Raw genomic sequence first — 26,976 nt, 5'->3', positions numbered from 1 at the left:
TGCTCCCTCAAGAGGCAGTACCGGAGGAGACGTGAAACGGTTCTCCGTCCAGAACTGCACAATTTCAAAGAGTGCCGTCACAGCGGCCGCAGCGCAAGCGGCGACCCGCCCTCACCCCAGCTCGTTGCGGATCGCCCGCATGAAGACGCGCGCGCCGATGCCGATCAGGTCGTCGGGAAAGTCATAGTCCGGATTGTGCAGCCGCGCGTGGTTTTCGCCGGCCCCGAGGAAAAACATCGCCGAGGGCGCCACCCGGCCGAAGAGGCCGAAATCTTCCGATCCCTTCATCGGCAGCACGCCCTCGCCCTTGTCATGGCTGATGCCCTCCTCGTCCATGGCGCGCTCGAGCGCGGTCACGGCGACTTGGGCATTGCTGCACTGGTGGAACACGTCCTCATAGCCGATCGCGACCTTCAGCCCCGCGGCACCCGCCTGCTCGGCAACCAACGCCTCGGCGCGGGCAACGAGATCGGCCATGCGCTCATCGGTCAGCGTCCGCAGCGTCGCCCAGATCTCGGCATAGCCCGGGCTGATGCCGAAGGCCGCCTCGCCGAGGCGGGCATGTGTCACCGTTACAAGCGTATAATTCTCGTCGAGCGGCCCGTTGTTGCCGAGCGCCGTCAGCCCGGAGAGCAGCGCGGCAACGGCGAAGGTCGGCGCGATGCCGTCCTCGGGCGTCGAGGCATGCGCCGTCTTGCCGGAAAGCGAAATCCGCATTCCGCGCGAGGCGCAATTGACCGGCCCGGAGCGAAGCGCGGCATGGCCGAACCCGATGCCGGGAAAATTGTGCAGCGAGAAGACGAGATCCGGCTTGATGTCGGCAAATTTCGGATCGGCAAGAACGGCCGCGGCACCCGCACCGTTTTCCTCCGCCGGCTGGAACATCAGGATCGCACGGCCCTTTACCGGCCGCTCGCGCCCGAGCCCCTTGGCCAGCGCCATCAGGATGGTCATGTGCCCGTCATGGCCGCAGAGATGCCCGCGGCCATCGATCTCAGAGCGGTGCGCGATCTGAGAAATCTCCTCGATCGGCAGCCCGTCAAGCTCGGCCCGCACCATCACCGTCGGCCCCGGCTCTCTGCCCTCAAAGATTGCCGCCACCCCATGCCCGCCAAGACCCGTCATCACCGCATCGGGCTTCGTCTCCGCCAGGGCCGCAACGATCGTTTCCGCCGTCTGCCGCTCCTCGCCCGAAACCTCCGGCCTACGGTGCAGGTCGCGCCGAAAGGCTGTGAGCGCCTCCAGTTCACGGTCGATCAGAAACATTCGGTGCCCCCTCCGCTATCCAGTTTCCTTGCTCTTAGCAGGTCTCGGAGGGTGCCGCCAATCGCGCCGTCTCGCTTCTCTCAGGCCGAAGGGCCAGGGTCTAGCGAACGCGATCGCCTTGCCCCGCCAGAACATTTCATGAACAGATAAAGACTGCAAGCGAAAGCTTCAATACCAGCCACGTTCACGCGATGGCTGTGCAGGAACGTGTTCATCCGTGCCGGAAGCCCGCTCACCCAAGATCGCAGCTGCCCCCAGGCCATTGAATTGTATAATTTACCCGCCGCAGCCCTTGCGCAAAGGTGCGCACCATCAGCTCCGTCTGGCCGATGCCCGCCTGTTCGACGCGTGCGCTCGCCTTCGCCGTCATGTTCTGCAGCGCGTCGGGCGCCAGGCCGCTCGAAGCGTCCGAAATGCCGGTGCGGTCGGTCGCCTCCCGAAGCAATTTCAGGAAAAGTGTGGAGCGGTTTTTCGTTCGAGATTGCGCATCTCAAAAAGCGGATAGCCGAGCATGGAGAAGGATTCGCGCGCGGCAAACGGCACTGCCGTATAACCGACGGCACCGCGCATCGACGCCCTAGCCAACGCGGATCGGCTGGCCGAATTCGGGTTCTGGATCACCCTCCCTGCAAGATGATCGGCTCCTGGCGTCGAGCGACTTGAGCCAATCCCCACCGTGCTCTATTGCTGCTTATTTTTCGGATTGCGCCAGCGCAGCTCCATTATTCTTTGCAGCCGCCGTTCTGCATTCCACCGACGAAGATCGGAGCTATCCGGCTGTCTGCGGCTATCCCCTCCTTCAAGCTCGGCCCGTTCGCATTCTGCGCTCCAGCATTCGGTGAGGAACTTTTCAAACCATTGGCATTGTGCAAGCCAAATGCGCGCCGCCTCCCGGTCGCTCGCGTCAGGATCGGTGGCGCGCAATTCCGCCCGCGCCAACTCCGCCTTTATACGGCAGAGCCAATACTGACCACGCGTTGCCTCGTCGAGCTTCATGCCGAGACGTAACCACCTGTCCCATCTGGGAGCGCCCCCCTCCCCGATAGCGGGCCTTCGCGCGTACATCTTGTCACGAAGCCGCAGGTCCGCGTCCCACCATCGTTCCTGGCGCTCAAATGCGGTGCGCCACGATGCAAAATGCTCGGATTGGGCGTGCCAACGTTCATCCCCCTCAGGATCGACCTCCTGAAGCGCAGCACACTGGCGCATGAAGGACGCGATCTCCTTGCTTCTCTCCGGTTTCCAAGCCCACTTTGGCCAGGGATTGTGGGGGCCGTCCTCGATCACGACAGAGTCCCTGCGCGGGGGACGATGGCCAACGGCCGAACTCTCACCATTCGCTGAAGGCGCCGGCTGCTTCACTCTATACACCCTCCCGGCCAATCCAAGCGATGAGGAATATACTCCTATGTTGCTATGGAATGTCAAGCACGCTGCATCCAGCCGTCAAGGACGACTGCCTTACAGGCGCGGTCATCCAAGTAAATGCTGCTCAAGAACTCATCCGGTTTCATCATTTTTATCTCATCGGCCAATGTGCATCAGGACTGCCAGGTCACGATGTTCCCGAGGACATCGAGCGAGGGACCCTCCCTCGAGATGGCGATGCGCGTGCGGTGTTTTTCTAGGACCATGCCCCTCCGGATTCAGTCTCTGATAGTTTGATCCGTTCGGATAGAGCGTATGCCTGTCAACTGGATTTTTCCCTGGGACGGTGCTGCCTCCCAACGGCTCGATCATGTTGTTGCCTAGCCCGTCGCCGATGAAACGCTGGACGGGCCAACCGGCGTTGCGGTCATAAACGGAAGCTCTTTGAAGCTCGTCCAGCCGCCGTTGCAACCCAAGCGGTTTTTCTTGCACAGCAAGCGCCGAAGTACACGAGAGAAATCCCCCGCCGCATTTTGTAAGACCACCTACTCTCTGATCCGCGCGTTTTCCTCGCCCGGCTTCTCAATCGCTACAGCTTTCGCCCGAATGGTTGCTTTCACCGAACTATACGTCCCAGCCTCGTCACAGAAACCCATATCGAGCACCACAGTGAACCGGCCGCTTTCGAACCCCAGAAACTCGATGTCTCCGAAATCATCATTTGGCATGTTGCCGGGCGGATCGAAGGATACGTGATCAACACCCTCGAACACCAGGAAGCCATCCACTACATCCTCGGCAGAGTAGAAATCCCAGGCCTCGCCACGGACCCGCGATATGGCATCAATCTGGATCTTCACCTCTTTCTGCCATCCGTCTAGCAAGATGGCCTTGCATGCACGATCGCCGAGATAAATCGAGTTCAAGAAATCGTCGGGTTTCATTTCATTTCCTCAATGACCAATGGGCATCGGGGCTATTGTATGGCACCACATTGCCCCAAACATCAATCGACGCTCCCTGTCCGGACTTACCTGGACCGGCGCCCTCAAGGTGCCCATGCCCGTGCGGCGTCTTTCTGGCACCGTGTCCCTCGGGATTCAATCTTTGATAGTTCGATCCATTGGGGTAGCGCGTGTGAGTATCAACCGGGCTTTTCCCCGGCACTGTGCTGCCTCCCAACGGCTCGATCATGTTGTTGCCTAGTCCGTCGCCGATGAAACGCTGGACGGGCCAACCGGTATTGCGGTCATAAACGGTAGCTCTTTGAAGCTCGTCCAGCCGCCGTTGCAAAGCCTGCAGGGTCTGTGGCGAATGAGAGCCTCCTGGAGGGTTCAGAAACGCCTCATTGGGATTGAAGCGACGTATCGCCTGCTCCAGCCGCACGATTTGGTCCGCGATCACCTCCTGAGCGGGGCTTCTCGCCGGGAGCCCGCGCCGCGTCGGCGGCCGAGCCTGGGCATATTCTGCTCCGCCCCGGCGCGCTGGCCCCGATTTGCCCCCCCAACTGCTCGCCTCCTCGCCGAAATCGCGAAGCTCCAGCGCGCCACCAAGTCCGATCGGCGCTTCGTAGAAGTCGTCATAGTCGCTGATGCGTCTCATCCCGGCATCCCTCCAATATGCGCTGTCGTCAGCGCCGTGCCACCGGCCATTTCGGCCAGGTTCTGCTCTCGTTTGAGGTTCAGTTCGGCATCGATCTGGTAGCGCTTCAGCGCGCCGTTCTGCTGGATCTCCGCAAGCTTCAGCTCGCGTTCCATCTCGAGCTTCCGCCGCGCCGTCTCGCTCTCCATGCGCGCCTTTTCGGTGGCAAGCTGCGCTTCCATCTGCAGCCGCTGCATGCCCACATCGGGCTGTTGCTGCGGCTGGGCTGCCTGCATCCGCTTCTGGATGTCCTCCGGCGTCGGCTTGGTGAAATAGAGGTCGGGCGATTTCAGCCCGCCGCTTCCACCGTCTTGGCGATGCCGGTGAGCGTACTACCGCGTTGGCTGCCGCTAGATCGTATCTTCGCGGCCAGACTCTGCTATCTGTAGCTTGGCAATTCGTCTGATGGGAAGATCTAGGGCGATATAGGTCAACAGAAACACGAAGGTCTGGGGGCCAAGTAGGCCAAAGATGACCACAATTGCGATCGTTTCTAGAAGAAAATTGACGCTGTCGATTCTGTTGGCAACGAAGAAGTATGTGAACGGCACGATGCTCAAAACGACTGCTGCCAAGCAGATATACAGAACCCGTTTCCACAAACGTCGGGCCGGAAGTGGCACGAAAGCGAACAGATAAAGCGACGAAAACAACAGGGCTGTGGTGAAGTCCACATAGCGACCGAAGAACCAAGCCACAGCTGTCAGCATGGCAATGTAACTCGACAGTACCCGGATCGTATTGAGAACCATGTAGCGCATGGGATACCTGACGCATGAAGTGTCGATCTTGCCAGCCTAAATTTTGGCAGGCCTATTGGCTTTGCCTGAAAGCTAACTGTGGCTTATATACGCCCTTAACGCGCAATGGCGACAAAAAAAGCTTCCTCTGATTGCGCAAAGCTATCGCGCGATCTGTTTGTCCGCGCCCATACGACCTTTCTTTGCCATCAGGCGACGAAGGCTCTGGACATCATTGGCTTCGCCCACATGTTTACCCAGTTCCCGCAACTGATTGTCGAGCGAAACTGGCCACATTGTCTTCTCGACCTTACCAAATGGTCCGATACCCCGTATCACCTCGGTTACATTGGTCGTACAATCAAAAGCTCCTCCACCGCCAAGGCGGTCGATCCTCTCCTGAATTTCGGCTTCCTGGTCGGGCGTTGTGTTGAATTTGCGCACAGTTGCGTTGGGCCCGCCGGCAAGGTGATATCGCAAGTAATCCTCGGGAGACACTTCCTCTCCATAAAGAGCATCCCCGCTGCCCATCTCTCTGGGCTTGTAATGACCGGAGGGATCATAGAGCAGCCGTCCTTCGGGGTCGCCATTATCGGGCACGATGAAGAGACCAGTGTGAGAATTATTTCCTATCAGCGGATATCCCGTCGGATTCGTATTGGACATGATGTACGTGTCCGCCACCTCCACGCCCTTGTCACTCTCGCGCTCCTTGCCCCAGCTCGGCAGTCGGCTGTTGGCCTCCTCGCCGAAGTCACGCAGTTCCAGTGCCGTCGTCGACCGCGGGTCAGTCGCGTAAAGATCATCGTCGTACCTAGCCCCGTAAGCGCCACGCCCCCGCTTGCTGTTTCTAATCATCCCGGCATCCCTCCAATATGCGCCGTCGTCAGCGCCGTGCCACCAGCCATTTCGGCCAGGTTCTGCTCGCGTTTGAGGTTGAGTTCCGCGTCGATCTGGTAGCGCTTCAGCGCGCCGTTCTGCTGGATCTCCGCAAGCTTCAGCTCGCGTTCCATCTCGAGCTTCCGCCGCGCGGTCTCGCTCTCCATGCGCGCCTTTTCGGTGGCAAGCTGCGCTTCCATCTGCAGCCGCTGCATACCGACGTCCGGTTGTTGCTGCGGCTGGGCTGCCTGCATCCGCTTCTGGATGTCCTCCGGCGTCGGCTTGCTGAAATAGAGGTCGGGCGATTTCAGCCCCGCCGCCTCTACGGTCTTGGCAATGCCGTTGTAAAGGTTGTCGGGCGAGACGTAAGGGTTGTCAGGCCCGAGCGTCGTCAGCAGCTTTTCCTGCAACTGCTGGATCATCTGGATCATCAGCATGTCGCGCTCGCGGGTGCCGGCGCCGAGCCCGGTATTGACGGTCGCGTCCATGCCGGCGTTCCAGTGGCGCGGGTCGAAGCTCACCCACTTCCCGCGAAGCCTTACTGCCCGCGGCCGGTCCTGGTGCTTGATGGTCAGCCCAAGCAGTCCCTTGAACACCCGTCGCAGCCCTTGCGCGAAGGTTCGCACCATCAGCTCCGTCTGGCCGATGCCCGCCTGCTCGACGAGTGCCGTCGCCTTCGCCGTCATGTTCTGCAGCGCATCCGGCGCCATGCCGCTTGAGGCATCCGAAATGCCGGTGCGGTCGGTCGCCTCCTGGTCGAGATAGCCGAGCATGGAAAAGGATTCGCGCGCCACGAACGGCACCGCCGTATAGCCAACAGCGCCGCGCACATCGACGCCCTGGCCGACGCGGATTGGCTGGCCGAACTTCGGGTTCAGCACCGATTCCGGGTTCTGGATCACCCCTTCCTGCACGATCGGCTGCTGGTTGTTCTGCCAGTAGAGATTGTCGAGCGTCTGGCGCAGGAGCACCGTCTTTACACGCTGGATCTCCGCCATGTCGTCGGTAATCGCGTTGCCCTCGCGCTGGTGCGGCCGCCGCTCGGTGATGAGATCGGCAAAGGGCACCTCGTCCCACTCCGCATCCTCAAGCAGATTGTCGGCCCCGGTGCCGCCGGCAAAGACCAGGCGGCGCAGCTCGGCAATGCCGTCGTCGTCGGCATCGACCTTCACATAGAGCTCGTAGTAGTCCACCTCCTGCAGCGCCGTCGCGGTCTCCTCACCGTCGCCAAAGACGCCACGCCGGCGAGCAAACTCTTCGTCCTCGCCGTCGGCATCGCCGGCGATGGCAAAGCCTTCGACGAGATCACGGTCATAGCCCATGGCGATCAGATCGGAGCGCCGCATCCGCCGCTTGATCCCGGCAATCGGGCTGTCGTCGATCGAGATCGCATCCGGATGCACGAGAAACTCTTCGAGTGGCACCGCCGCAAGCCGCGTCGCCCCGCGCTCGGCCGTGCGGCGGATCTTCACGGTGAAAACCGGCTGTTCCACCGGCCCCGTCGGAAGCTCGATCTTTTCGACCGATTGCGCCTGTTCCAGCACCTCCACCGTGTCGTCGGCAATCAGTTGCACTAGCGCTGCCTCGTCGAGCCCGCTATGGGTCGAGACCTGAACGCTTTTCTTCTTCTCGTACCACCAGCGGATCACGCCGTTGCCGAGCTTCAGCGCGTCGTGCGCGGCATCCTGCACCGCGTCATAGCCGTCGCTTTCGGGAAAGACGATGTAGTTGATATAGTCGGTCGCCTGCTCGGCCCCCGCCTCGTCGCCCTGGTTGACCGGCTGGTATTCCACCACCTTGTCGTTGCCGAGAACGGTGCGGATGAGAGAAGGCAGCACCTTCTTCACCGCCGCCCGCACATCGCGCGAAACCACCTTGGAACGGTTCGCTTCCGCCGGCACATCGGCCATCACGCCGTCATAATATTCCATAGCCCTGACACGCGCCGCCGAGAGCTGGTCGCGATAGTCCTCGCAATCCCTGACGAGCTGGCCCACGAGCTCCGTCAGTTCCGTTTTCGTCATCGCTGCCATCAGAGAACCTTCCGATCGGTAAGGCCCGGGCAGCATTCTCAGCCTTGACCCGGGCATGGCGTTTCATCATCAGCGCCTGGCGGCTGACCGAAGAACGTCGTCACGTTGTTTTTGCTTGTGAAATCAGCTGATCTGGATCGTGCCGATCTTGTACCGCACGCCTTCATCGGCCGTGATGACGACCGCGCTGTTGCTAAGGATCGTCTGATAGTTCTGATCCTGCGAATTCGGATCGAACACGCTGATGTAATGGTTGCTGTGATATTCGTTCGCTGCGCCACCGCCGGCGAGGCTCACCAGGCGGCGCCCGTTCGCCTCGAATTGCGGATTGGCCAGCGTATCCGACACGCAGTAGCAGAAGCCGGTCCCCTGCAGACCGGTATAACCGAACAGAACCCATTTCTGCGTGGGAACGTGATAGCGGATGCTCTGCGCCATGCGCCCGTTCTGGTCGTACATGGTGTACGGGTTATAGCCCGCCACCTTGAAGAAGATCTTCGGCTGCTGGGGCGCGATGTTGCCCTGGTAGTACTGGTGGTTCACCGTCTCCCACTGGTTGGCGTTGTTATAGAACTGCCAGCCGACCGAAGCGTCGAGGTTCGACGTGCGGATTATCGCAAAGCCGTTGTCGAGCAGCGTCGTGTTCCCCGGCAGGTTCCGAACTTCGACGAAGGCATAATAATAATTGCCTTCCTTCACGATATTCGACGGATGCAGGAACCCATAGGCCGTGTTGATGGACTGGTAGGACCACGGCTCCGGGATCAGCACGCAGCGGACATTGTGATGGTTCTGGCCGAAATCTCCGGGATTCGGGACGGTCCAGGCCTGACCGTCATTGGTCGAGCGCACATAACCGATGCCGTTGACCCAGCGCGTGTTGAACCCATGGGCGTGGGAATTGAAGCCCGGGACTCCGCCGATCGTCGTCGACGACTGATAGAATTCGTGGTGCGTCAGGCCAACGACCAGGGAGCCGCGAGCGTATGGCGACATGATCCAGTGACGGTTGGCATAGTGCCCCTCAACGGTGTCGCGGGGCGAATTCCAATGCCGGCCCGCGTTCCAATTGGTCCAGGTGTGGCCGTTGTGCCAGTCATGGACGACGTTGTAACGGTATCCTTCAGAATGACCGGTGATAAAGGTCGGCGTCCCGTTGGCATCGCGCCACGGATGCAGGGGACCGTCCACCCACAGACCATAGGGCGTGCTTCCGCCCACATAGCCGTGCCACTGATTGGTGCTGAAATCCATGCATGTCGTGTTTCCTGACGTGGTAACGACGCTGGTAACCATTGATTTCTCCTACCGTTGAATACTGCAGTGGTCTGTCCACCGGAGCCGGGCTCTGGCGCTACAGGTAATCGGCCCCGGCGCGCGCCGGAGCGGGCCGTTGTCTTGGAACGGGATCGCGATCGGCCGATCAGAGAACCTTCCGATCGGTAAAGGCCCAGGCGGCGTTATCAGCCTTCACCCGGGCAAAGCGTTTCATCATCAGCGCGTAGCGGCTGGCCGAAAGAACGTCGTCGCGTTCTTTGACGATCCGGCCGTCCTTGCGGTGGTAGAGCCTGAATTCTTCGAACCAGTCGCCACAGGTGGAAAACACCTTGAAGCGCCCAGTCTGCATGCGCTGCAGCATGTCGGAGATCCCCGCCTCGACACCGTTGGTGCCGTCGTCGAAGGTCGCTCTGTCGGAAAGCATCGCAAGCCCCTGCCCGCGATACTGCGCCGCCAGCTGCTCGCCCGAGCCCTTGTCGTGCTGCAGCCCGTCATGCGGCCAGGCCCATGGCAGCCAGGCGCCCCAGGGTTTCAAGCTCGCCGCATGGATGATCGGTGTCGCCTCGCGCTCGCGGTAACAGCGGGTCACATAGAAGACGTCGGCGTCGCGGTCCCAGGCGCAGAGCGCGGCGGCAAAGGGGTGGTCCCAGCCGAAGTCGAGCCCGCCGATCTGCACCCAGTGCCGGGGTATCTCGAAGGGCTCGACGCGGATCTGCTCCTCGGTCACCGGGAAGATGCGACCGGAGCCCAGTGTCGGCACGCCCTTGGTGCGCGCTTCCTTCTCATGCGCCGGATAGCTGGCGACGATCTTCGCGCGCTCTTCCGGCGAATAGTGTTCGGCATCGTCGATCGTCATGGTCACCACGGTCCGATCCTCTGAAGGTTCCAGCAGGTAGCGGCTGACGACCGAGCTCATGCCTTTCAGCGGCGTAAAGGTCACGGCGACCGACCCACCCGTAGCATTGGTGCGGGTGATGCCCTCGAAATAGACGTCTTCCGGGGGCTCCTCGTCGAACCAGACATAATCCACCGTGTTGGCCTGCCATTTCGCACGGCCCTGCTCGTAGGCCTTCAGAAGCAGCGTCGAGATGCCGCCCGAAGCGTGGCGCACCGTCACGCTGTCAAGCGCGCCGGAAGCACTTGACCTGCGCGTCCAGCCTGAAATCGCCTGCTTCGGCAGATAGCCGGTGCCCCAGTCCTCCTCGCTCATTGGCGGGCCGACGAGCAGCCGCTGCACGCCATCGCGTGTCAGCTCGTGCGATTCCGAGCCGCCGATCATCGTGATCGGCCGGTCGAACCGTCGGCCCGCCCACCAATGAGGATAGTCTCCGGTCAGGTGCATCGCCGCTTCCGCCGCCCCTGCCAGCGTCTTGCCAAGCTGGTTGCCGGCCATGAACAGCCGCTCGCGAAAGGTCGCTCCTGCCGCGTGGAATGCCGTCTGCTTCGCATAGGGCTGGTAGTAGCGCAGCCTATTGGTGTTCTGCCGCCGCCCGATCTCCATCGCCAGCTCCATCCGCTCCCTGAGCATTGAGGAAAGGCCGGATGGTCTGGTCGAGCTTGCGGATCCGCTGAAGGAGTTGTTCATCCGTCATCTCGCCGATCTGGTTGGCATTGATGGTCACGTCCTTCGGCATCAGTGCCGCCACGGCTTTGAGGAAATCATGCGGGTTCTTCTCGATCAGCGCGTGGATCGCCGCCGCCCCTCTGGCTTCCCAGGCCGAAAGCATGTCTTCGAGAAAGAGTTCGCCGAGCTTGGTGCGCACCGCCTTGCGAGCGCGTGGCCGGATGCTCGCCCCTGCCCGGTCGCTGCGCGGCAGAAAGCGCCCGGTCTTCGGGTCCTTGGCGGGTTTGCCTGTCATGGGGATTTGCTCCTGGGCACGAGGAAAATGCTCCTCCTGCGCAAGTTGGATCGGTCGCCGCTTGGCCAAAAGTTGCATTCCGCGATCAATACCGGTCGCCGCTCCGGTTGCGGCAGGATTCTGTCGGAGGCGATCGCCGGTGATCCGGAGTTTGTGGACGAAACTGTGTGGCATATTCGCGAGACCGGCCCCGCCCTTGGCCGAAGTCAACGAGCCGTCATCTCCGAAGGTCGCGTCACCGCAGCCGGGAGCTCCAATGCCTGCGGGAGACACCGTCGCGTCGCCGCGACTGTTCGAGCTTGCCGGGCGACGACTCGGCGTCGTCGTGAAGGCTGATCTGCCGGAAGCGGCCTATTGGGCGTCGCTCTCCTACCTCAATACCCGAGACGATCCGGAGAACCTGAAGATCGTAGATCCCTATTACCGGTCGGTTCTGAACAAGTTGACCTACGAACAAAAATTGCAGCTTGTAGAACGGCTCGAGCGTCAGGTGAGGCAGGATTGAGGGGCGGCAAAAGTGCTGTTCGTCCGCGACCACGGAACGGCACTTCGGCATCCCGTGTCCCCGCCCCGGACGCGGCAAGCGTGACAGCCGGTCACAGAAAATTGCTGATGTCACGCCTGATGTCACGCTTGCATCCTTGACTTCAGGTTGCATCCGGTCATCAATACCGCTCACCGGGTTGCCCCACATCGGATGCTCTTGGAGAAATGCCTCGCAACGGCCCCTGTCTCCCAGGCAGCGGCAAGGGAAAAGCCGAATTAGTTCAATATTTTAATTAATTTCCCAGTCTAGCAGTCCAGCCACGGGAACCATGCGATGGATGCAACAGGTGTCAGATGATCCGCAACACGATTGGCAAGTTGAAGACCATTCTCACCCCGCGGCCGTCCGCAACGAATATCTCGCCCAGGTTGCTTGAGCTGGCCACATCAGGAAACGTTGACGCCCAGGCAAAGCTGGCCGAAATCTATTTCAATGACGGCGGCGAGGAACACTACGCCGCATCTCTTCATTGGAACAGACAGGCGGCCCGCCAGGGGCATCCCGCCGCCCAGGCCCGTCTCGTCACGATCTATCAAAGGGGCCTTGGCGTTGAGCGCGACCCGCAGGAGGCGTCACGCTGGCTTCGCAGCATCGGTCAACCCCGTCCCCGGCACGAACCTGGGCACGCCGTTTCCGGCAAGATCGCCAAACAGGAAGCATAAGGTAACCCAACCCTTGGGTTGAAGGCGCCTCACTTCGCCATGTGCGGCCGGTGCGAGATCAAGCGCGTGGCGGTGGCATGAGGTCGATCGGGCGCCTTGGCCCGCCGCCGAACTCAAGCACTCGGATCAAGCACCAGGAATCAAGCCAGGCAAGAATCAAAAAGGCCGCTTCAATGACGAAACGGCCAGCCTGGAATATCCTTAGCCCGCTTCCCGGTCCTTGGCAAGCCCTTCCGCCTAAATTTGTTTCTGTTTTGTTCGATTTCTATCACAGGCGGCACTCGCCCGCCCGGTTGTCCCGCTGCGGCGGCACGCTCCCATCGTTTGATGATATACTTGCGACCGGCATGCCGTGCGGCCTGTGCCCGACGTCCCTCGGGAACGAACCTCCTGCCAGGCCGGCGCGTGCCTTGTCCGTTTCGATCGCGGGACGGCCGAGCCGCCCTCGCAATCACGGGAGGATCCCATGATAACGCGTTACCTGATCGTCGCGATTTCCGTGGCGCTCCTTGTCCTCGCCGGCTGCACCACCGACCAGGCCAGCCGCACCACCGCACCCAGCCCAAGCCAGGGCACGCAAGGGATGCAGAACATGCAGGGTATGCAGGGCAACACGGGCGGCGGTAGCTCCGGCTACTGAACATGCCGCGCGTTTGCCCGCGCACTGGGACTTATGATTGAACCTCCGGCGCCGAAGCGCGTTGAGTAACCATGACGCGCAATCTCGGTGCCACGCCATTTGTTTGCGCGCATTCTGTGTTAAGCTTCCCGTCGGGAGGAAAATGCCATGGAGAATTTCTTCGCACTCGCCGCCATCGTCATCGGCTCGGCCATACTGGGGCTGGCGCTGGCTTACGGATTTCGCCGCAAGGACGCACACCGGCGCCCTGATCACGACGATGCCCGGTTGAAATTCTAGGCGCCCCCCGGATCTTTCGCCCCTGGGGTTTCGCAGCAAACGGATCTCCATCCGGTCAGGCGCTCGCGCCCGTCCTTCCCTATCGATCATGGCTGTCTACCGGCAGCCGCCACGAGTTGACATTTGCATCACCGGCAAGATGCGCCGGAACGCCGCAAGCGATGCACTCGCCAGCCTCCTCCAGAACGCGCCTTCCCTGCTTGATGGTCGCTGCCTCACCGCTTCATCGCCGCTCCGGCGCTGGCGGGCGGGGTCATCCCAGGCAGAAGGCCCGTCGGTCGGTGACCGGCGGGCCTTCTGAAGGCTTGGAAATTTGCCTCAATAATAGGGCGAGTAGCACTGCTGGCGCGGGCCGCCATAGGGCTGGAACGAATTGTCCCAGGCACGATAGGAGCGATAGCGGGCGTAGCACCAGTCGGCATGGCGCGCGCTGACGCCCGTCTCGTAGCGCCGCGGCGGAGCGGCAATGGCGCCGCCGATGATCACGCCCGTGCCGAATGCAGCCAGCGGATACCACCAGCCGTCATTGTGGCGACGATAGCCGTAGCGCTCGTAGCGGTAGCCGCGGTAGCCGTTGTAGCGGCCGTAGCGATAGCCGCCATTCCAGCCTGGCCGATATCCAGGGCGGTAGCGCGGGCGATAGCCGCCGTTGTTCCAGGCAGGCGGCCGGCGGTAGTCCCGCCAGTCCTGAACCTGCACGACATCACTTTTCTGCACCCGCTCTATGGCAACGGCCGGCACGGCATTCGCCGGCGTGATGCCCGAAAGAGCCGTAATCGCCGCCAGTACGGCGATGCCAATCTTCTTCATCTCATCACCTGTCCATGTGGAAACATGGCTCCAGTTTGGCAAGACGAGGTGAACCCACAATGAATGCGATAGTCCTAATATTCCACGCAGCGCCTACGGCGTCGCGCATCCGATCAGGCACGCGAGGGTCGCTGTACCGTTCTGCGCCTTCAAACGCTCTCTATCCCTTCCCGCGCACACGCAGCGCATGGGCAATCAACGTCTCAACCACCTGTGCATAGGCAATGCCCTCCGCCGCCAACGCCTTGGCATACATGCTGATATTGGTGAAGCCGGGAATGGTGTTGATCTCGTTGACGACAAGGCTGCCGTCGGCGCGCAGGAAGAAGTCCACCCGCGCCATCCCGGCGCAGGCAAGCGCCCGAAACGCCCGCGCGGCCGTCTCCCTGGCTTGCGTGATCACCTCGTCCGAGAGCTTGGCGGGCGCCTCGACGACCGCGCCGCCCGCATCGACATATTTGGCGTCATAGCTGTAGAAGCCATGGCTTGCGGCCGGAATGATCTCGCCCGGCCGCGACACGATAAGCCGTCCTTCTGCGTCCTCCAGCACTGAACATTCGATCTCCCGCGCCTGAACGAACTCCTCGATCAGCACCTTGTCGTCGTGACGGAATGCCTCGTCGAGCGCGGCCTGAAGCCCTTCGAGGGCGTCGACGCGGCTGACGCCGACGGAAGATCCCTGCCGCGCCGGCTTGACGAAAACCGGCAATCCCAAGGTTTCAAGGATGGTCTCGCCCGTATAGGCGTCGCCCTTGTGAAGCGCGATCGCCCGGGCGACGGCAATGCCCTCGGCCACCAGCAGGCGCTTGGCAAGCGCCTTGTCCATTGCCACCGCCGAGGCCGCAACACCGCAGCCGACATAGGCGATGTCGGCGGTTTCGGCATAGCCCTGCACCGTGCCGTCCTCGCCGAACGGCCCATGCAGCACCGGAAAGATCAGGTCGATCGGCGGCAGCAGCCCCTGGGTGCCATCGGCCGCGATGGTGACGGCCCGCCCGCGCCCTCCGGGGATCAGGGCGACCTCCGTGCCCGCCGCCGGGATCGCGCCAGGCACTTCGCCGTCGACCAGATCGAGCAGCAGCCAGCGTCCGTCCTTGGCGATGCCGATCGGCACGATCTCGAAGCGGCTGCGGTCGAGCGCGCCGATGACGTTGCGCGCCGACATCAGCGAGACCTCGTGCTCTGCCGAACGGCCGCCGAACAATACGGCAACGCGCATCTTGTCTGTCATTACAACCACCTCCAGAATCGGTCGTGACCATCACATACCGGCCAAAGAAGCGGCGGATCATGGCAAGAGCGAGGTGACCAAGGCGCCAAGGTGCGCCATCCGGTGGAAATCCCGCAACCGCTGGCCATATTCGCTTGATATTTCAGCGCGGCAACCACCATTAATGCGCGAACCGCACCCACCCCGGAGGCAAACCATGGCCGAGATCCTGCTGTTCCACCACGCACAAGGCCTGACGCCCGGCATGCACGCTTTCGCCGGCGCGCTTCGGGCCGCCGGGCATACGGTGCACATGCCCGATCTTTTCGAAGGGCGCACCTTCGAGAGCATCGAAGCGGGTCTCGCCTATATCGAGGGGGTCGGCTTCAACGAAATGCGTGAACACGGCGTGCGCCTTGCCGACACGCTGCCAGAGGCCCTCGTCTATGCCGGCTTCTCGTTCGGCGTCCTGCCGGCGCAAAAGCTCGCGCAGACCCGGCCGGGCGCCCGCGGCGCCCTCTTGTTTTACTCGTGCCTCCCGATCAGCGGTGAGTGGGCCTTCGGCCCCTGGCCGGATGGCGTGCCCGTCCAGATCCACGGCATGGACAACGACCCGATCTTCGTCGGCGAAGGCGACATCGACGCTGCCCGCGAGATCGTCGAGAAGGCCGAAGACGCAGAACTGTTCCTCTATCCCGGCGACCAGCATTATTTCGCCGACAGCTCCCTGCCCTCCTACGATGCCGCGGCCACCGCGCTGCTGACCCAACGGGTGCTTGCCTTTCTCGCGCCGGCCTGAGCTGCAGCCCTTGCGGCGCCGCTCGCGTCCCAACTCGCGCCGCAGGTTCGCCGCTGCTTGAGCGGAGCCTTGTCTCGGTGCCGGCCTTGGCGGCAGTATGGCGTTCTGGCAAAAGCGGGGCACGGCCGACGGCGAACCGAAGGATCGGCAAGGCTCATGAATCGACCGTCCGCGCAAAACGCGCCGTCAAGATCGCTGCAGCCATCAGCTGAAAGATCAAAAGCAGAGCCATGCTGCTCCAATAGAGATAGCGATCCCTCCACACCCGATGACCGACATCGCCCGTCTGCACGTCAACCATCTCGCTTACCGCCCAGAGCACCACAAGAGCGATGACGAACAGAATGCTAAGCACCTGCGCGGAAGTCTGGGCCTTTTTCGTGCTCGGCGGGAGACCCAGCCAAAAACAGTAGATCAGGATAAGACCGAAGCCGACCGCACAGGATCCCGCAATGGCCTGGTCGCTCCAACCTGGAAACAACAAGGACCTTAATAGCTCGCTGTAGGATGAAAGCCACACAGCGAGAGGGCCCGGCGCGATCGTTAGGAAATGCAATCGCTTCTCCATGAACGCGCCCTACTCCAGGACAGGAACGAGCAGAGACCGATTGCCCACACCCTCTGCAAGGCTCTTCAGTGCCATGGTTTCCTCTCCGAGGTCCAGTTCAGCCTGGTAGGGAAGTGTCAACTCGAACGACTTGTGTTCCTTGGGGCGGATCGTCGCCTGTTCGTCACTCCACCCCTTGTCCAGGAATGGACCGGAGAGTAGCGCCGGTGGCGAAACCACAAATCCGCTGAAGTGCTCGAAAGCGTCGGGATCAATCTCTTTGAGATAGAAGTCTATTTTGTAGGTATACGTCGTCTCCGAAGTCAGGGTGAAACGGGTGTCGACAATAAACGCGCCCAGTTTTGCACTGTCCTCGGAAGCATCGGTATCGAAGATGGTCAGGCTTTTCCCGACGAACTCCTTTAGCTGCCGGAGAAACTCGAAGTGCTTGCCACCTTCTTCCGGTGGCGGGGGCTCATCGCTTGATACAACCTGACCATCGCAATTGGGCTCCCGAAAGCCACTCTTCACTTGCTGTGGCGTTGGCAGGTAGTTGGCATCATCTTTATGTTGCCACCTGTTTCCGAACCTGATGCAAGTGACCATAAAATCTGGTCTGTTTGCGCCGGGTTTTGGGTAGTTTGAGTTTCGCGGCTGCCTGTAAGCGCAACCATTCGGAATGGGGATATCCCTCATGCCGGCGGCAGGCCAGTCAATCGAAAGCAGCTTGCCGGACGTATTCTTGACGCAACTTTCGTAAACATCCACATTTCCGGCGCCGTCCATTCTGCGCGCGGAGGTCGTCGTAAAGGAAAAGCCGCCTTTGTTGTGGGGTTGATGAACGATCCCGCGGCAAGCAGCGAATAAGGTCCCGCTTTGCAGGTAGTTCGGCGCGCATTGCTGCGCCAGGCCGGGTGCCGCATAGGCCATTGCCGCAGCAACGACGACTGAGCCAAGGATGAGCCGCATGCCGCCCTCCAGTCCTGCAACAGTTTGAAACGTTGGTGAAGATTATCTGATGCTGATATTCTCTGCAATCGTAAGTCGAACCACCAACCTAATCAGTTGTAGCTAGTCAGTGTCCGGACCGACGGGCGCCGGTCGCAAAGTCGCCGGCCCGCCCAGCGCCGGCCCACCGACCGGAATAGCCTGCTCCCAAGCGCGCCACTGGAAATCCGGCGCAATTTTGCAGTAGTATAAATCGCAAGCGATCCGGCAGAACGATTTGCTTGATTTGAAATTATACCGCTACAAAACTTGAAATATATTTGGAGATACCGTGCTTATCTATTCGGACGAAAATCTTGAGGTCATCCATCGCCCGGGCTCATCCCCCTATCTGCTGGTCACCTTCAACGAGATGGAGATCCAGGCAAACGGCAGCCGCTACTGGGGACAGCGCTTCTGCGAGAAGGCCGATATCTCGGCCCTCGGCTTCATCAGCCGCCGTCCAAACTGGTTTCCGGCGGCAAGTGTTGTCAAGGCAGTCGAGGCCGCGTCGCCCATCCTGAAGGCGGCACCTGAGCGCATCCTCTACGGCCACTCGCAGGGCGGTTACGCCGCGCTCCGCTACCGCCGGCGTTTCAACGCCACCACCGCGATTGCCTTCTGCCCGCAGGTCTCGATCGATCCGCGCTCGGTGCCCTATGACAACCGTTTTCACCGGCACTTCTCGCCCGAGCTGCACGCCAACATGGGCATTTCGCCCGACCAGGCCGCCGGCCACGCCTATATCTTCTACGATCCGTACCACGCGATTGACCGCCGCCACGCCGAACGCATCGCCGCGCTGCAGGCCGAAACCCACCTCGTGCCCGTGTACATGACCGGCCATGGCACCGTGCGGGCCTTCACCGGCACCGAACGCGCCCTCTCCCTCATCGAGGCGTGTCGCAGCAACGATCGCGCCCGCCTCAGCACCCTTGCCCGCGCCGCCCGCATCGATGCGCCGATGCGGCCCTACCAGATCGCCGTTGCCGCCACGGCCCGCCATCCCGCCTGGGCGGATCGCCTCCACGCCCGCTTCGGTGATCGCTTCGCCCTGAGGGAGCGGGTCAACTTCCTCTACCACCGCGCCAACCGCCACATCCGCGACGACGATATCCTTTCGGCCCGCGACCTGCTTGAAACCGCCCTCTCGCTGCTTCCCGGCGATCCCGGCCTCAAGTACCGCCTGAGGGAACTCGACGCCCGCATCCTTCGCGAACGGAAGGTGGCGAGCGCCCTATGAAGTTTCAGGGCTTTTGCGGCCATAACCGATCTTGCTCATTGCAGAACGTGTCCACACCGAGAGCATCCCGCTCTCAAGTGGATCCGCGTGAGGCGGAAAGATGGCCTAGAATCAAAGTGCTAGAGCGTCCTTGCTGCGTTGGTATGAACTAACGGCACTCTAGCTGCAGCAGCTCGAAGCGGTCGAGGGACCACAGCAGCTCGATTGTGAAAGCTTGCCCTCGTTGGCGAGCCACCGGTCGCGAGGCTTGCAGCTCGAAGGCCGCGGTGACAGGTGGATGAAGATGGCGTCGCCGCGCTCGACGGGTTCGTCGGCGCAGTAGAGCTGCATCGGCTTTATACCATCACTGACCTCGAAGGTCAGTTTCGCCGATCCGTCGAGGGCGACGTGCTCGCAAACCTTCCTGACGATCGCCGAGAACTTGCCCGCCGTCATGTGCGTGCGGTCGCCATCATCGACGTCCCAGAGCTGAACGAAGATTTCCGACCACGCTTCGGCGTTGGCCCCGCAGTCCAAGGCAGAAAACTGACCGGCTTTGACTTCGGTAACATGGTAGCCGGGGCGGACCTCATTTCCGTCATACTCGAAGACGAGCGGCATGGCGGCCGCTTCCCTCAGTTTTTCCAACAGGGCGCCAAGTGTGATGTCCGCAGCCGCGTGCCGGGTATTGCCTATGAGCGTCATCTGCGTTACTCCTCGATTCAATATTTCAAGGATTATTGAATCGTGGAAGAACGTCAAGCCCTCCTGTCCTTTGCGGCCCTGTCCCAGGAGACCCGTCTCGGGATCATCAGAACGCTCGTCGTGGCCGGCCCCAAGGGCATGGCGGCCGGTTCCATCGCAGAAGCGATGGCCGTTTCACCGTCGAATGTCTCCTTCCACCTGAAGGAACTGGAGCGGGCCGGATTGATCGCACAGAGGCGTGAATCCCGCTCGATCGTCTACAGCGCGAACTACGATACGCTGTCCGGTCTCGTAAAATTCTTGATGGAGGACTGCTGCGCCGGGCATCCCAGCCTGCGCGCACTCCTGAATGAGGACGACGGTTGCTGCCCGTCTTCTTCCGCGACCGAAGACGAGTCTGCCTGAGATGACGCCCGGCATTTCCGTCCCCCCCGGCATTCCCTCGGGCATCGTCGCCGCACTCGGCCTCACCCAGATCATCGGCTATGGCACGCTCTATTACAGCTTCAGCATCCTCGCGCCGGGAATGGCAACAGATCTCGGCCTCTCCGTCGCGCAGGTGTTCGGCGTCTTCTCCGCTTCGCTGTTCGTCGGCGGCCTTTCGGCCGCATACATCGGACGGTGGATGGATCGCTTCGGCGCGGCGATGGTCATGACTGTCGGCTCGATCCTCTCGGCCCTTGCCCTGCTGCTGTGCGCCTGGTCTCCTTCGATAGCGGTGTTTGCCACTTCGATCGTCCTGCTTGAGGTCGCCTCCGGCATGGTGCAATACCAGGCAGCGTTCGCAGCGCTCGTCGAAAGTCGTCCCAAGGCGGCCTCACGCAGCATCACCTATCTCACCTTGATCGCCGGCTTCGCGTCGACAATCTTCTGGCCGATCGCCGCAGGCCTTCGCGAGCATCTCAGCTGGCGCGAAATCTATGTCGCCTACGCGGCCCTGAACCTGCTCGTCTGTTTACCACTTCACTATTGGATCATGCGCAGCAGACGCTCTGAAGCGCGCGTGTTTGCGCCTGAGGATCGGGAGGCCGTTGTCGGCGCGCTGCCGGCGGAGGTCAGGCGGCGCGGAATGCGCCTTGTTTCCCTGGCCTTTGCCCTGCAGGGCTTCACGCTTTCGGCGATGCTGACACATATGGTTCCGATGCTGGGGACGATCGGCTTCGGGGCGGCAGCCGTGGTGATCGGCTCGCTGTTCGGCCCCTCACAGGTCTTAAGCAGGCTTATCAACATGGCTTTCGGCAAAAATCTGTCGCCGCCGGCGCTCGCGACCCTGTCGGCAGCCTTGATCGTCGCGGCAGTCGTCATCCTCGGCCTATCCGGAACCTGGCTGCCCGGCGCTGCGGCCTTCGCGATCTGCCTTGGTCTCGGATCGGGCATCAACAGCATTGCCCAGGGCTCGCTGCCGCTCTGGCTTTTCGGATCGTTGGGCTATGGCGCAATCACCGGCCGCATGGCCGCCACCCGGCTGGCGGCGGGCGCGACGGCTCCCTTCATCTTCTCCGTGCTCATGGAGCGCTTCGGGATCAATGTCGCGTTGCTGGCCAATGCCTTGCTTGGTGCGGTCGGCATGGCGGCGTTCGTTGCGGTGACGGCGTCAACAAGGCCTCTTAAAGAACAGGTATCCAGGAAGGACGGTTAGGTTGAGATCGCCTTGAGGTTTACCCGCTTTTCAAGCTTTTCGGCGTCTTCCTTCCGCTCGCTGTAGCGATCGACGAGATGCTCGGACACGTCCCGGGTCAGCAGCGTGAATTTCACGAGTTCCTCGCAGCAGTCGACGACGCGGTCGTAGTAGGGCGATGGTTTCATCCGGCCGTTCGCGTCGAATTCCTGGTATGCCCTGGCGACCGACGACTGGTTCGGAATGGTGATCATGCGCATCCAGCGCCCGAGCAGACGAAGCGTGTTGACGGCGTTGAAGGACTGCGAGCCACCCGAGACTTGGCAGACAGCAAGCGTCTTTCCCTGCGTCGGCCGGATCGAGCCGATCGACAGTGGTATCCAGTCGATCTGTGCTTTCATGATCCCTGTAATCGCCCCGTGCCGTTCCGGGCTCACCCAGACCTGACCTTCCGACCAGGCCGAAAGCGCGCGCAGTTCCTGGACTTTCGGATGGCTGACGGGCGCGTCATCCGGAAGCGGCAGCCCCGAAGGGTCAAAGAAGCGCACCTCGGCGCCGAAGTGTTCCAGCAGACGTCCAGCCTCCTCGGCCAGAAGCCGGGAATAGGACACTTGGCGCAGCGAGCCATAGAGGATCAGGATACGTGGCGGGTGCGTCGAGAACGGCGGCCTGAGCGCGTCGAGATCGGGCTTGCGGAGATGGCGCGGATCGGCGGCGGGAAGATCAGACAATGCGGCGCCCCTCGTCATCGAGAACCTTCTCGCCGTCTTCCTTGACGAACGCGCTCTTGAAGGCTTCGGCAGGCAGGATGTCGAGAACCGCCTCCGATGGCCGGACCAGCCGCGTGCCCATCGGGGTGATCACGAACGGACGGTTGATGAGGATGGGGTGCTCGAGCATCGCCGTCAGAAGTGCGTCGTCCGAAAGCGCGGGGTCGTCGAGGCCGAGATCGGCATAGGGCGTTCCCTTTTCGCGGATCGCCTGACGGACCGAAAGTCCGGCGTCGCGGATCATCCGGGCAAGCTCATCCCGGCTCGGCGGCGCCTTCAGGTACTCGACGACGGTCGGTTCGATCCCGGCGTGGCGGATGAGCGCCAGCGTGTTGCGCGAGGTCCCGCATGCGGAATTGTGGTAGATGGTGACGTCCATGGTTATTCGGCTCCCTTGGCCGTTGTTGTCGACGTTGAGGTGTTCCGTCCGCCCAGCAACCATCCGACAACGGCTGTGGCAACGAGCGCGCCGATCACTTCGGCGGCGATGAAGCCCGGCACATCAGCAGGCCGGATGCCCGAGAAGGTATTTGAGAGGGCGCGGGCGATGGCAACGGCGGGGTTCGCGAAGGATGTCGAAGCGGTAAACCAATAGGCGGCCGTGATGTAGAGCCCGACGAGCGAAGGAATGGCCTCGGCGCGGAAGCGTAACCCGGCGAGAATCGTTGACACCAGACCAAACGCGGCCACCGCCTCGGCCATCCATTGACCTGTGCCTGTCCGCACCGTCTCAGACACCTGCAAGAGCGGCAGGTCGAACATCGCATGGGCCATCAGGGTACCCGCCACGCCTCCGGCAACCTGCGCGGCGACGTAGAGCGCCGCCGCCCTTGTCTCGATCTCGCGCCGTGCCGCAAACACCATCGTCACGACCGGATTGAAGTGCGCCCCGGAGACCGGGCCGAGGATGGTGATCAGAACGACCAGGATCGCGCCGGTCGGTATCGTGTTACCCAGCAGCGAAACCGCAACGTCGTCGGAAAGGCGGTCGGCCATGATGCCGGAGCCGACGACGGTCGCAACCAGCAGGGCCGTGCCAAGGGCTTCCGCGGCAAGGCGGCGCTTGAGATCGAATGTCATGCGTCAGCCAGCCGTGGGAACGTTCTGACCGACCTCGTCAAGCCTTCTTTGCAGGGCGAGCTTGTCGAGGCTCGTCATCGGCAGGTTGACGAAGATCGAGATGCGGTTGTTGAGCATCCGGTAGGCTTCGGCAAAGGCGAAGTGCCGCTCGGCCTCACTGCCTTCGGCCATGGCCGGATCGGGCACGCCCCAATGCGCCGTCATCGGCTGGCCCGGCCAGACCGGACAGACTTCGGCGGCCGCGTCGTCGCAGACGGTGAAGACGAAATCCATTTCCGGCGCGCCGGGATCGGCGAACTCGTCCCACGGTTTCGAACGGGCGAAGGATGTGTTGTAGTTCAGCCCCCTGAGGAGTTGCAGCGCAAACGGATGCACCTCGCCCTTTGGCTGCGAGCCTGCGGAATAGGCCCTGAACTTGCCGACCCCGAGCCGATTGAGGATGGCTTCGGCAATGATCGAACGGGCAGAATTTGCCGTGCAGAGAAAGAGGACGTTGTAGGGTCTATCGCTCATGAGGTTCTCCCACATTTTCTCATCGAGTTTGCGCCGCCTCCTTTGGGGGGCAGCATGGCGTGAGATCGCTGATCAAGGGTGCGCAGAGGCTGGCATTGCCGCCGCAGCAGTCCTGCAGCAGATAGAGAACGACGGCGCGGAAGCGATCGAGATCGGCGCGATAGAGGATCGAGCGGCTTTGCCGCTCGCCCTGGACCAGACCGGCCTGCGAAAGGGTCGACAGATGGGCCGACATGGTGTTCTGCGGCACCTCGGCCAATCTCGCCAGCTCGCCGGCGGCGATGCCTTCCGGCTCGCGCTCGACCAGCAGCTTGAAAGTCTTCAGGCGCGTCGGCTGCGCAAGCGCGGCCAAGGCGGCAATCGTTTGTTGTTCATCCATATATCCAGAATAACGGATATATGGATGAAGTCAACATGCTGAGCGAGCGTCAGAGATCGTGCGATTTGACCACCGCACCGCGTTCAATGATGTCCGCACGCAACGGAACTCAATGCCCTTTCCCGGCTAAAAAACCCGCGACGCCTGCGCCTACATCTCCGCGCGCAGTTCGCACACGCCGCGGCCGTCGTCACCGTCATGTGCGATACCGACATGAAGTATCTTTCGAGCTTCGCAAGGGATCTCGACGAGCGGCCGGCCTGACGGCTTAAGTGGCCCTTCGGCTAACCATCGTGCCTGACAGAACACGCCGCACAACCACGGCGAAGGCCAAGGACCCTACAGGCGATGACGAACACCCTGCCCGATCTCGCCGACATCCGCGCGCTCGAAGAAGCGCTCCACCGCCCCGAGGTGCGCGGCTCGCGTGCCGCGCTTGAGGACCTGCTTGCCGAGGGTTTTGTCGAGTTCGGCGCATCCGACACCGTCTATCACCGCGCCGAAATCATCGACCTTCTCGTGCAGGAGGACGACGCGGACGACGCCGAACTGCGCACCGGCGACTACCGGCTGACGCCCATTTCGTCCGATGCAGTGTCGTTGACCTATCGAACACACCGCATCGAAACCGACGGATCGGAGCGGCATGCGCTTAGAAGCTCGATCTGGAAATGGAGCGGCACGAGATGGCAGATGTTGTTTCATCAGGGTACGATCACGAAACCTTTCGCGTACGACTGATGCTACCGCCCCATTGACGGGAGCGCGATGTGCGCGCGTTTCGGCCCTGATCGGACAAATTGCTGCCTCGGGTGTCGGATTCACTGATGGCCCATCGTCTTTAGGACAGACCAAGCGATGGAGGACATGATGACGATTACGATCACCGCCTTTGAACGCTCTCCCGATCGCGGCAGGGGTCTTGCGCGCGACATGCGCGTGCGCTGGGCGCTCGAAGAGGTCGGCGAGCCCTATGACGTTCGCCTCGTTACGTTCAAGACGATGAAAGAGCCGCCGCATCTGGCGATCCAGCCCTTCGGCCAGATCCCGACCTATGAGGAAGGCGACCTCGCGCTCTTTGAGTCCGGTGCCATCGTGCTGCATATCGCCGAAGAACATACGGGCCTGCTGCCAACGGACACGAATGCCCGGGCCCGCGCGATCGGATGGATGTTTGCGAGCCTCGACACGGTGGAGCCGCCGATCTTCGACCGCAGCCTCGTCATGATCCTCGAGCGCGACGAACCCTGGTACGAAAAGCGCCTGCGGTCCCTCGAAGACACGATCCGGAAGCGACTGGCCGCCCTTTCCGCCCGCCTTGGCGATGCCGACTGGCTCGATGGCGCGTTCAGCGCCGGCGATCTCCTGATGGTTACGGTGCTGCGCCGGCTGCATGGGTCCGGCATTCTTGAGGAATACCCGAACCTCGCCGCCTATGTCGCCCGCGGCGAGGCGCGTCCTGCGTTCAAGCGCGCATTCGACGCGCAGCGCGCCGTCTTTGCCGCCGCCTCGGCGGGGTGAGCCCAAGGTTGGATGGCACGCACCCACACTGCCCGACAGGTCGCGTGCCCGCTGACGTAGTGGACCGGGACATGCCGCACAGCGCCAATACCGATCATGCGATTTCCGGGTTATGATTGTCTGACGAGGGCCGTTTTTTAATCGGTGTCGTCCACGACATTCAGGAGCGATCGACCATGACCCGTGATCAGATGCTCGCCCACCTTCGCGCCGCCGACGAAGTCGCGCGTGAGGCCACGGTGCATGGCCATCATCCTTTCGGCGCAGTCCTCGTCGGCCCCGACGATCGCATCCTGATGCGCCAGGGCAACCTCGACACCGTGCGTCACGCCGAGACCGAGCTTAGCCGACGCGCCGCAGCCGCCTATCCGGCTAAATTCCTGTGGAGCTGCACGCTGGTTTCGACCGGCGAGCCCTGCGCCATGTGCACGGGCACGCTCTATTGGGCCAATATCGGCCGCCTGGTCTACGGTTTCGAGGAGGAAAAGCTGCTCGGCGAAACCGGCGACCACCCCGACAACCCGACCATGAACCTTTCGTCGCGCACCGTCCTTGCCTCAGGCCAGAAGCCAATCGAGGTCGCTGGCCCCTTCCCCGAGATCGAGGACGAACTGCTCGCCCCGCACCGGACCTTCTGGCGACGCTGACGAGGCGCCTCCCGCAATTCATGCGAAGGCTTGGCCCCGGGCAAGGCTCACGCCAGAGGTCTGGGCCCGAAAAACTCTCGCGACCGGAAACCGCAGATCGCAAGAGCGCAAGAGCGCCAGGAAGCGCGGCAAGCGTGGAGTTGCCTTCGAGCAACCCCAACGGCTTGCAAGCGTTGCCTCAGGAGCCGAGCGGTGCAACCATCTGGCCGCCAGGCCACCCTATGCCGCATCGAGGCTGGCGGCGGTCCGGTCATCGGCTTGCGACCGCAGAGCCGCCCGCTTCGTGCCTCACCCCGCCTCCTTCTCCCGCGACAGCCCCAGGTGCCAGTGCAACTCCTTGAGCCCGCGCTTCAGCCAGGCAAGCTGCGGCTCGGGCATGGTGCGCAGCATCTCGTAGTCCATGATGCAGACGTTGAAGACCGTCGTCTTCACCTGCGGCCCGTCAGGCAGCCTCAAAAGCGCACCTTCGAGTTCCATCATCCGATTGGCGGCCTGCCGGGCGCCGCGGGCACGCTCGGCGCTCGTTTCGCCGGCAAAGCCCTTGACCTCGAAGAGTGACTGCGCCCGCACGCTCGGAACGGGAATGCCGGTAAGGCTGTAATAGCGGGCCATCTGCCTTGCATATTCGTCGCCGGCCGCGCGCTCATGCGCCGTCAGCTTGCCGTCGAGAAACATGCGGCCGAGCGTGTAGCCGGCAAAGGGGCTCGACACGTCGACGTCGCGCTTGCCGGCAAAATGCATGCGCTGGCGCGCATCGAGCGCGATCGCGCGAACCTCGCGCTCCGTTTCGCCATGCTTGATCTGGCCGCCTGGATAGCGCGCCACATTGGCCTTTGGCGGCCGGCCGGCCCGGCTGGTGCGCTTGATGCGGATGCGCTCTGCCTTGGATGTCATGATTATCACTCCTTGTTTTATTCGTCAGCGGCACCCTCGGCGCGGCCATGGGCCGGCGCGAGGCGGGAACCAAAATCATCGG

At 62.1% G+C, this 26,976-nt stretch carries 34 protein-coding genes and 1 pseudogene; 11 read left to right on the top strand and 24 right to left on the bottom strand.

What is annotated here, in order from left to right; translation table 11 throughout:
- Nucleotides 1-111 precede the first annotated feature (111 nt).
- The 13 genes and pseudogenes from BBX50_RS19830 to BBX50_RS29435 form a co-directional block, all read right to left on the bottom strand.
- A complete protein-coding gene (locus tag BBX50_RS19830) occupies nt 112-1,266 on the bottom strand; it encodes an amidohydrolase (RefSeq protein WP_065777042.1) in 1,155 nt (384 codons plus the stop codon).
- A 277-nt stretch (nt 1,267-1,543) separates the two neighbouring features.
- A pseudogene (locus tag BBX50_RS29995) lies at nt 1,544-1,913 on the bottom strand (hypothetical protein); the annotation flags it as partial.
- A gap of 34 nt (nt 1,914-1,947) precedes the next feature.
- Entirely contained in the window at nt 1,948-2,262 is a 315-nt protein-coding gene (locus tag BBX50_RS29990) for a hypothetical protein (protein WP_139108531.1), read from the bottom strand.
- Nucleotides 2,263-2,690: 428 nt separating this feature from the next.
- Nucleotides 2,691-2,780 carry a DUF6258 family protein gene (locus tag BBX50_RS30845; protein ID WP_244513204.1) on the bottom strand — a complete coding sequence of 30 codons (90 nt, stop codon included), beginning with the start codon at nt 2,778-2,780 and terminating at the stop codon, nt 2,691-2,693.
- A 399-nt stretch (nt 2,781-3,179) separates the two neighbouring features.
- A complete protein-coding gene (locus tag BBX50_RS19810; RefSeq protein WP_065777038.1) occupies nt 3,180-3,578 on the bottom strand; it encodes a DUF6258 family protein in 399 nt (132 codons plus the stop codon).
- 1 nt (nt 3,579) lies between these two features.
- Nucleotides 3,580-4,236 (bottom strand): hypothetical protein, encoded by a 657-nt coding sequence (locus BBX50_RS19805; RefSeq protein WP_065777037.1) that lies wholly within the window; start codon nt 4,234-4,236, stop codon nt 3,580-3,582.
- A complete protein-coding gene (locus tag BBX50_RS19800) occupies nt 4,233-4,511 on the bottom strand; it encodes a hypothetical protein (protein ID WP_065777036.1) in 279 nt (92 codons plus the stop codon). The genes BBX50_RS19805 and BBX50_RS19800 overlap by 4 nt, the downstream gene beginning before the upstream one ends.
- Before the next feature lie 114 nt (nt 4,512-4,625).
- Nucleotides 4,626-5,036 carry a hypothetical protein gene (locus tag BBX50_RS19795; RefSeq protein WP_065777035.1) on the bottom strand — a complete coding sequence of 137 codons (411 nt, stop codon included), beginning with the start codon at nt 5,034-5,036 and terminating at the stop codon, nt 4,626-4,628.
- A 141-nt stretch (nt 5,037-5,177) separates the two neighbouring features.
- Nucleotides 5,178-5,873: a hypothetical protein gene (locus BBX50_RS19790; protein ID WP_065777034.1), complete on the bottom strand. Its 696-nt coding sequence runs from the start codon at nt 5,871-5,873 to the stop codon at nt 5,178-5,180.
- Nucleotides 5,870-7,927: a phage portal protein gene (locus BBX50_RS19785; protein ID WP_065777033.1), complete on the bottom strand. Its 2,058-nt coding sequence runs from the start codon at nt 7,925-7,927 to the stop codon at nt 5,870-5,872. Before BBX50_RS19785 ends, BBX50_RS19790 begins: the two co-directional genes overlap by 4 nt.
- Before the next feature lie 123 nt (nt 7,928-8,050).
- Nucleotides 8,051-9,223, bottom strand: a complete 1,173-nt coding sequence (locus BBX50_RS19780) for a hypothetical protein (protein ID WP_139108530.1) — start codon at nt 9,221-9,223, stop codon at nt 8,051-8,053.
- Between the two features lie 127 nt (nt 9,224-9,350).
- Nucleotides 9,351-10,790: a terminase family protein gene (locus BBX50_RS19775; RefSeq protein ID WP_065777031.1), complete on the bottom strand. Its 1,440-nt coding sequence runs from the start codon at nt 10,788-10,790 to the stop codon at nt 9,351-9,353.
- Nucleotides 10,675-11,064 carry a hypothetical protein gene (locus tag BBX50_RS29435; RefSeq protein WP_139108529.1) on the bottom strand — a complete coding sequence of 130 codons (390 nt, stop codon included), beginning with the start codon at nt 11,062-11,064 and terminating at the stop codon, nt 10,675-10,677. The genes BBX50_RS19775 and BBX50_RS29435 overlap by 116 nt, the downstream gene beginning before the upstream one ends.
- A 256-nt stretch (nt 11,065-11,320) precedes the next feature.
- Here BBX50_RS29435 and BBX50_RS19770 point away from each other — a divergent pair, with 256 nt between their 5' ends.
- From BBX50_RS19770 to BBX50_RS30980, 4 genes are all read left to right on the top strand, one after another.
- Nucleotides 11,321-11,569 (top strand): hypothetical protein, encoded by a 249-nt coding sequence (locus BBX50_RS19770; RefSeq protein WP_065777030.1) that lies wholly within the window; start codon nt 11,321-11,323, stop codon nt 11,567-11,569.
- A gap of 335 nt (nt 11,570-11,904) precedes the next feature.
- Entirely contained in the window at nt 11,905-12,273 is a 369-nt protein-coding gene (locus BBX50_RS19765; protein WP_065777029.1) for a tetratricopeptide repeat protein, read from the top strand.
- Between the two features lie 466 nt (nt 12,274-12,739).
- Complete coding sequence (locus BBX50_RS30300) at nt 12,740-12,913, top strand: hypothetical protein (RefSeq protein WP_161490885.1); 174 nt, start codon at nt 12,740-12,742, stop codon at nt 12,911-12,913.
- A 147-nt stretch (nt 12,914-13,060) separates the two neighbouring features.
- A complete protein-coding gene (locus BBX50_RS30980; RefSeq protein ID WP_274534032.1) occupies nt 13,061-13,192 on the top strand; it encodes a hypothetical protein in 132 nt (43 codons plus the stop codon).
- A gap of 318 nt (nt 13,193-13,510) precedes the next feature.
- On the opposite strand, the gene BBX50_RS19760 is transcribed toward BBX50_RS30980, so the two are convergent.
- Together BBX50_RS19760 and BBX50_RS19755 are read right to left on the bottom strand one after the other, a co-directional pair.
- Nucleotides 13,511-14,002, bottom strand: a complete 492-nt coding sequence (locus BBX50_RS19760) for a BA14K family protein (protein ID WP_065777028.1) — start codon at nt 14,000-14,002, stop codon at nt 13,511-13,513.
- A 160-nt stretch (nt 14,003-14,162) separates the two neighbouring features.
- Entirely contained in the window at nt 14,163-15,233 is a 1,071-nt protein-coding gene (locus BBX50_RS19755) for a D-alanine--D-alanine ligase family protein (protein ID WP_065777027.1), read from the bottom strand.
- A 196-nt stretch (nt 15,234-15,429) separates the two neighbouring features.
- On the opposite strand from BBX50_RS19755, the gene BBX50_RS19750 reads away from it, so the two are divergent.
- Complete coding sequence (locus BBX50_RS19750) at nt 15,430-16,011, top strand: dienelactone hydrolase family protein (protein WP_065777026.1); 582 nt, start codon at nt 15,430-15,432, stop codon at nt 16,009-16,011.
- Nucleotides 16,012-16,165: 154 nt separating this feature from the next.
- On the opposite strand, the gene BBX50_RS19745 is transcribed toward BBX50_RS19750, so the two are convergent.
- Together BBX50_RS19745 and BBX50_RS19740 are read right to left on the bottom strand one after the other, a co-directional pair.
- Nucleotides 16,166-16,579, bottom strand: coding sequence for a hypothetical protein (locus tag BBX50_RS19745; protein ID WP_065777025.1), 414 nt, complete (start codon nt 16,577-16,579; stop codon nt 16,166-16,168).
- A gap of 9 nt (nt 16,580-16,588) precedes the next feature.
- Nucleotides 16,589-17,527 (bottom strand): hypothetical protein, encoded by a 939-nt coding sequence (locus BBX50_RS19740; protein WP_065777024.1) that lies wholly within the window; start codon nt 17,525-17,527, stop codon nt 16,589-16,591.
- 310 nt (nt 17,528-17,837) lie between these two features.
- Between BBX50_RS19740 and BBX50_RS19735 the strand changes: the two genes are divergently transcribed.
- Nucleotides 17,838-18,788, top strand: a complete 951-nt coding sequence (locus tag BBX50_RS19735) for a hypothetical protein (protein ID WP_065777023.1) — start codon at nt 17,838-17,840, stop codon at nt 18,786-18,788.
- Nucleotides 18,789-18,947: 159 nt separating this feature from the next.
- On the opposite strand, the gene BBX50_RS19730 is transcribed toward BBX50_RS19735, so the two are convergent.
- Nucleotides 18,948-19,472, bottom strand: coding sequence for a DUF6428 family protein (locus tag BBX50_RS19730; RefSeq protein WP_065777022.1), 525 nt, complete (start codon nt 19,470-19,472; stop codon nt 18,948-18,950).
- 42 nt (nt 19,473-19,514) lie between these two features.
- Between BBX50_RS19730 and BBX50_RS19725 the strand changes: the two genes are divergently transcribed.
- Together BBX50_RS19725 and arsK are read left to right on the top strand one after the other, a co-directional pair.
- A complete protein-coding gene (locus tag BBX50_RS19725; protein WP_065777021.1) occupies nt 19,515-19,877 on the top strand; it encodes a metalloregulator ArsR/SmtB family transcription factor in 363 nt (120 codons plus the stop codon).
- A 1-nt stretch (nt 19,878) separates the two neighbouring features.
- The gene (arsK, locus tag BBX50_RS19720) at nt 19,879-21,111 is read left to right on the top strand and encodes an arsenite efflux MFS transporter ArsK (RefSeq protein ID WP_065777020.1); all 1,233 of its coding nucleotides are present in this window, start codon (nt 19,879-19,881) and stop codon (nt 21,109-21,111) included.
- On the opposite strand, the gene arsH is transcribed toward arsK, so the two are convergent.
- Genes arsH through BBX50_RS19695 form a run of 5 tightly spaced genes read right to left on the bottom strand, consistent with a single transcriptional unit; the run spans nt 21,108 to nt 23,832 of the window.
- Nucleotides 21,108-21,839, bottom strand: coding sequence for an arsenical resistance protein ArsH (arsH, locus tag BBX50_RS19715; protein WP_065777019.1), 732 nt, complete (start codon nt 21,837-21,839; stop codon nt 21,108-21,110). The two genes, arsK and arsH, sit on opposite strands and share 4 nt — an antisense overlap.
- Nucleotides 21,814-22,239: an arsenate reductase (glutaredoxin) gene (arsC, locus tag BBX50_RS19710; protein WP_065777018.1), complete on the bottom strand. Its 426-nt coding sequence runs from the start codon at nt 22,237-22,239 to the stop codon at nt 21,814-21,816. The genes arsH and arsC overlap by 26 nt, the downstream gene beginning before the upstream one ends.
- 2 nt (nt 22,240-22,241) lie before the next feature.
- The gene (locus BBX50_RS19705) at nt 22,242-22,940 is read right to left on the bottom strand and encodes an MIP/aquaporin family protein (RefSeq protein ID WP_065777017.1); all 699 of its coding nucleotides are present in this window, start codon (nt 22,938-22,940) and stop codon (nt 22,242-22,244) included.
- Nucleotides 22,941-22,943: 3 nt separating this feature from the next.
- The gene (locus tag BBX50_RS19700; protein WP_065777075.1) at nt 22,944-23,453 is read right to left on the bottom strand and encodes an arsenate reductase ArsC; all 510 of its coding nucleotides are present in this window, start codon (nt 23,451-23,453) and stop codon (nt 22,944-22,946) included.
- A gap of 19 nt (nt 23,454-23,472) precedes the next feature.
- Complete coding sequence (locus BBX50_RS19695) at nt 23,473-23,832, bottom strand: metalloregulator ArsR/SmtB family transcription factor (RefSeq protein ID WP_065777016.1); 360 nt, start codon at nt 23,830-23,832, stop codon at nt 23,473-23,475.
- A gap of 348 nt (nt 23,833-24,180) precedes the next feature.
- Between BBX50_RS19695 and BBX50_RS19690 the strand changes: the two genes are divergently transcribed.
- From BBX50_RS19690 to BBX50_RS19680, 3 genes are all read left to right on the top strand, one after another.
- Nucleotides 24,181-24,573, top strand: a complete 393-nt coding sequence (locus BBX50_RS19690; RefSeq protein WP_065777015.1) for a DUF4440 domain-containing protein — start codon at nt 24,181-24,183, stop codon at nt 24,571-24,573.
- A gap of 129 nt (nt 24,574-24,702) precedes the next feature.
- Complete coding sequence (locus tag BBX50_RS19685; protein WP_065777014.1) at nt 24,703-25,353, top strand: glutathione S-transferase family protein; 651 nt, start codon at nt 24,703-24,705, stop codon at nt 25,351-25,353.
- Between the two features lie 176 nt (nt 25,354-25,529).
- Nucleotides 25,530-26,000, top strand: a complete 471-nt coding sequence (locus tag BBX50_RS19680; RefSeq protein WP_065777013.1) for a nucleoside deaminase — start codon at nt 25,530-25,532, stop codon at nt 25,998-26,000.
- A 288-nt stretch (nt 26,001-26,288) separates the two neighbouring features.
- Here BBX50_RS19680 and BBX50_RS19675 read toward each other — a convergent pair whose 3' ends face one another.
- Nucleotides 26,289-26,894, bottom strand: coding sequence for a hypothetical protein (locus BBX50_RS19675; protein WP_065777012.1), 606 nt, complete (start codon nt 26,892-26,894; stop codon nt 26,289-26,291).
- Nucleotides 26,895-26,976 lie beyond the last annotated feature (82 nt).

It is taken from the genome of Ensifer sp. LC11, assembly GCF_001695835.1.
GTDB lineage: Bacteria > Pseudomonadota > Alphaproteobacteria > Rhizobiales > Rhizobiaceae > Ensifer.
Note: the sequence above shows the minus strand (reverse complement) of the source record. Positions and strands in the feature narration are given on the sequence as shown.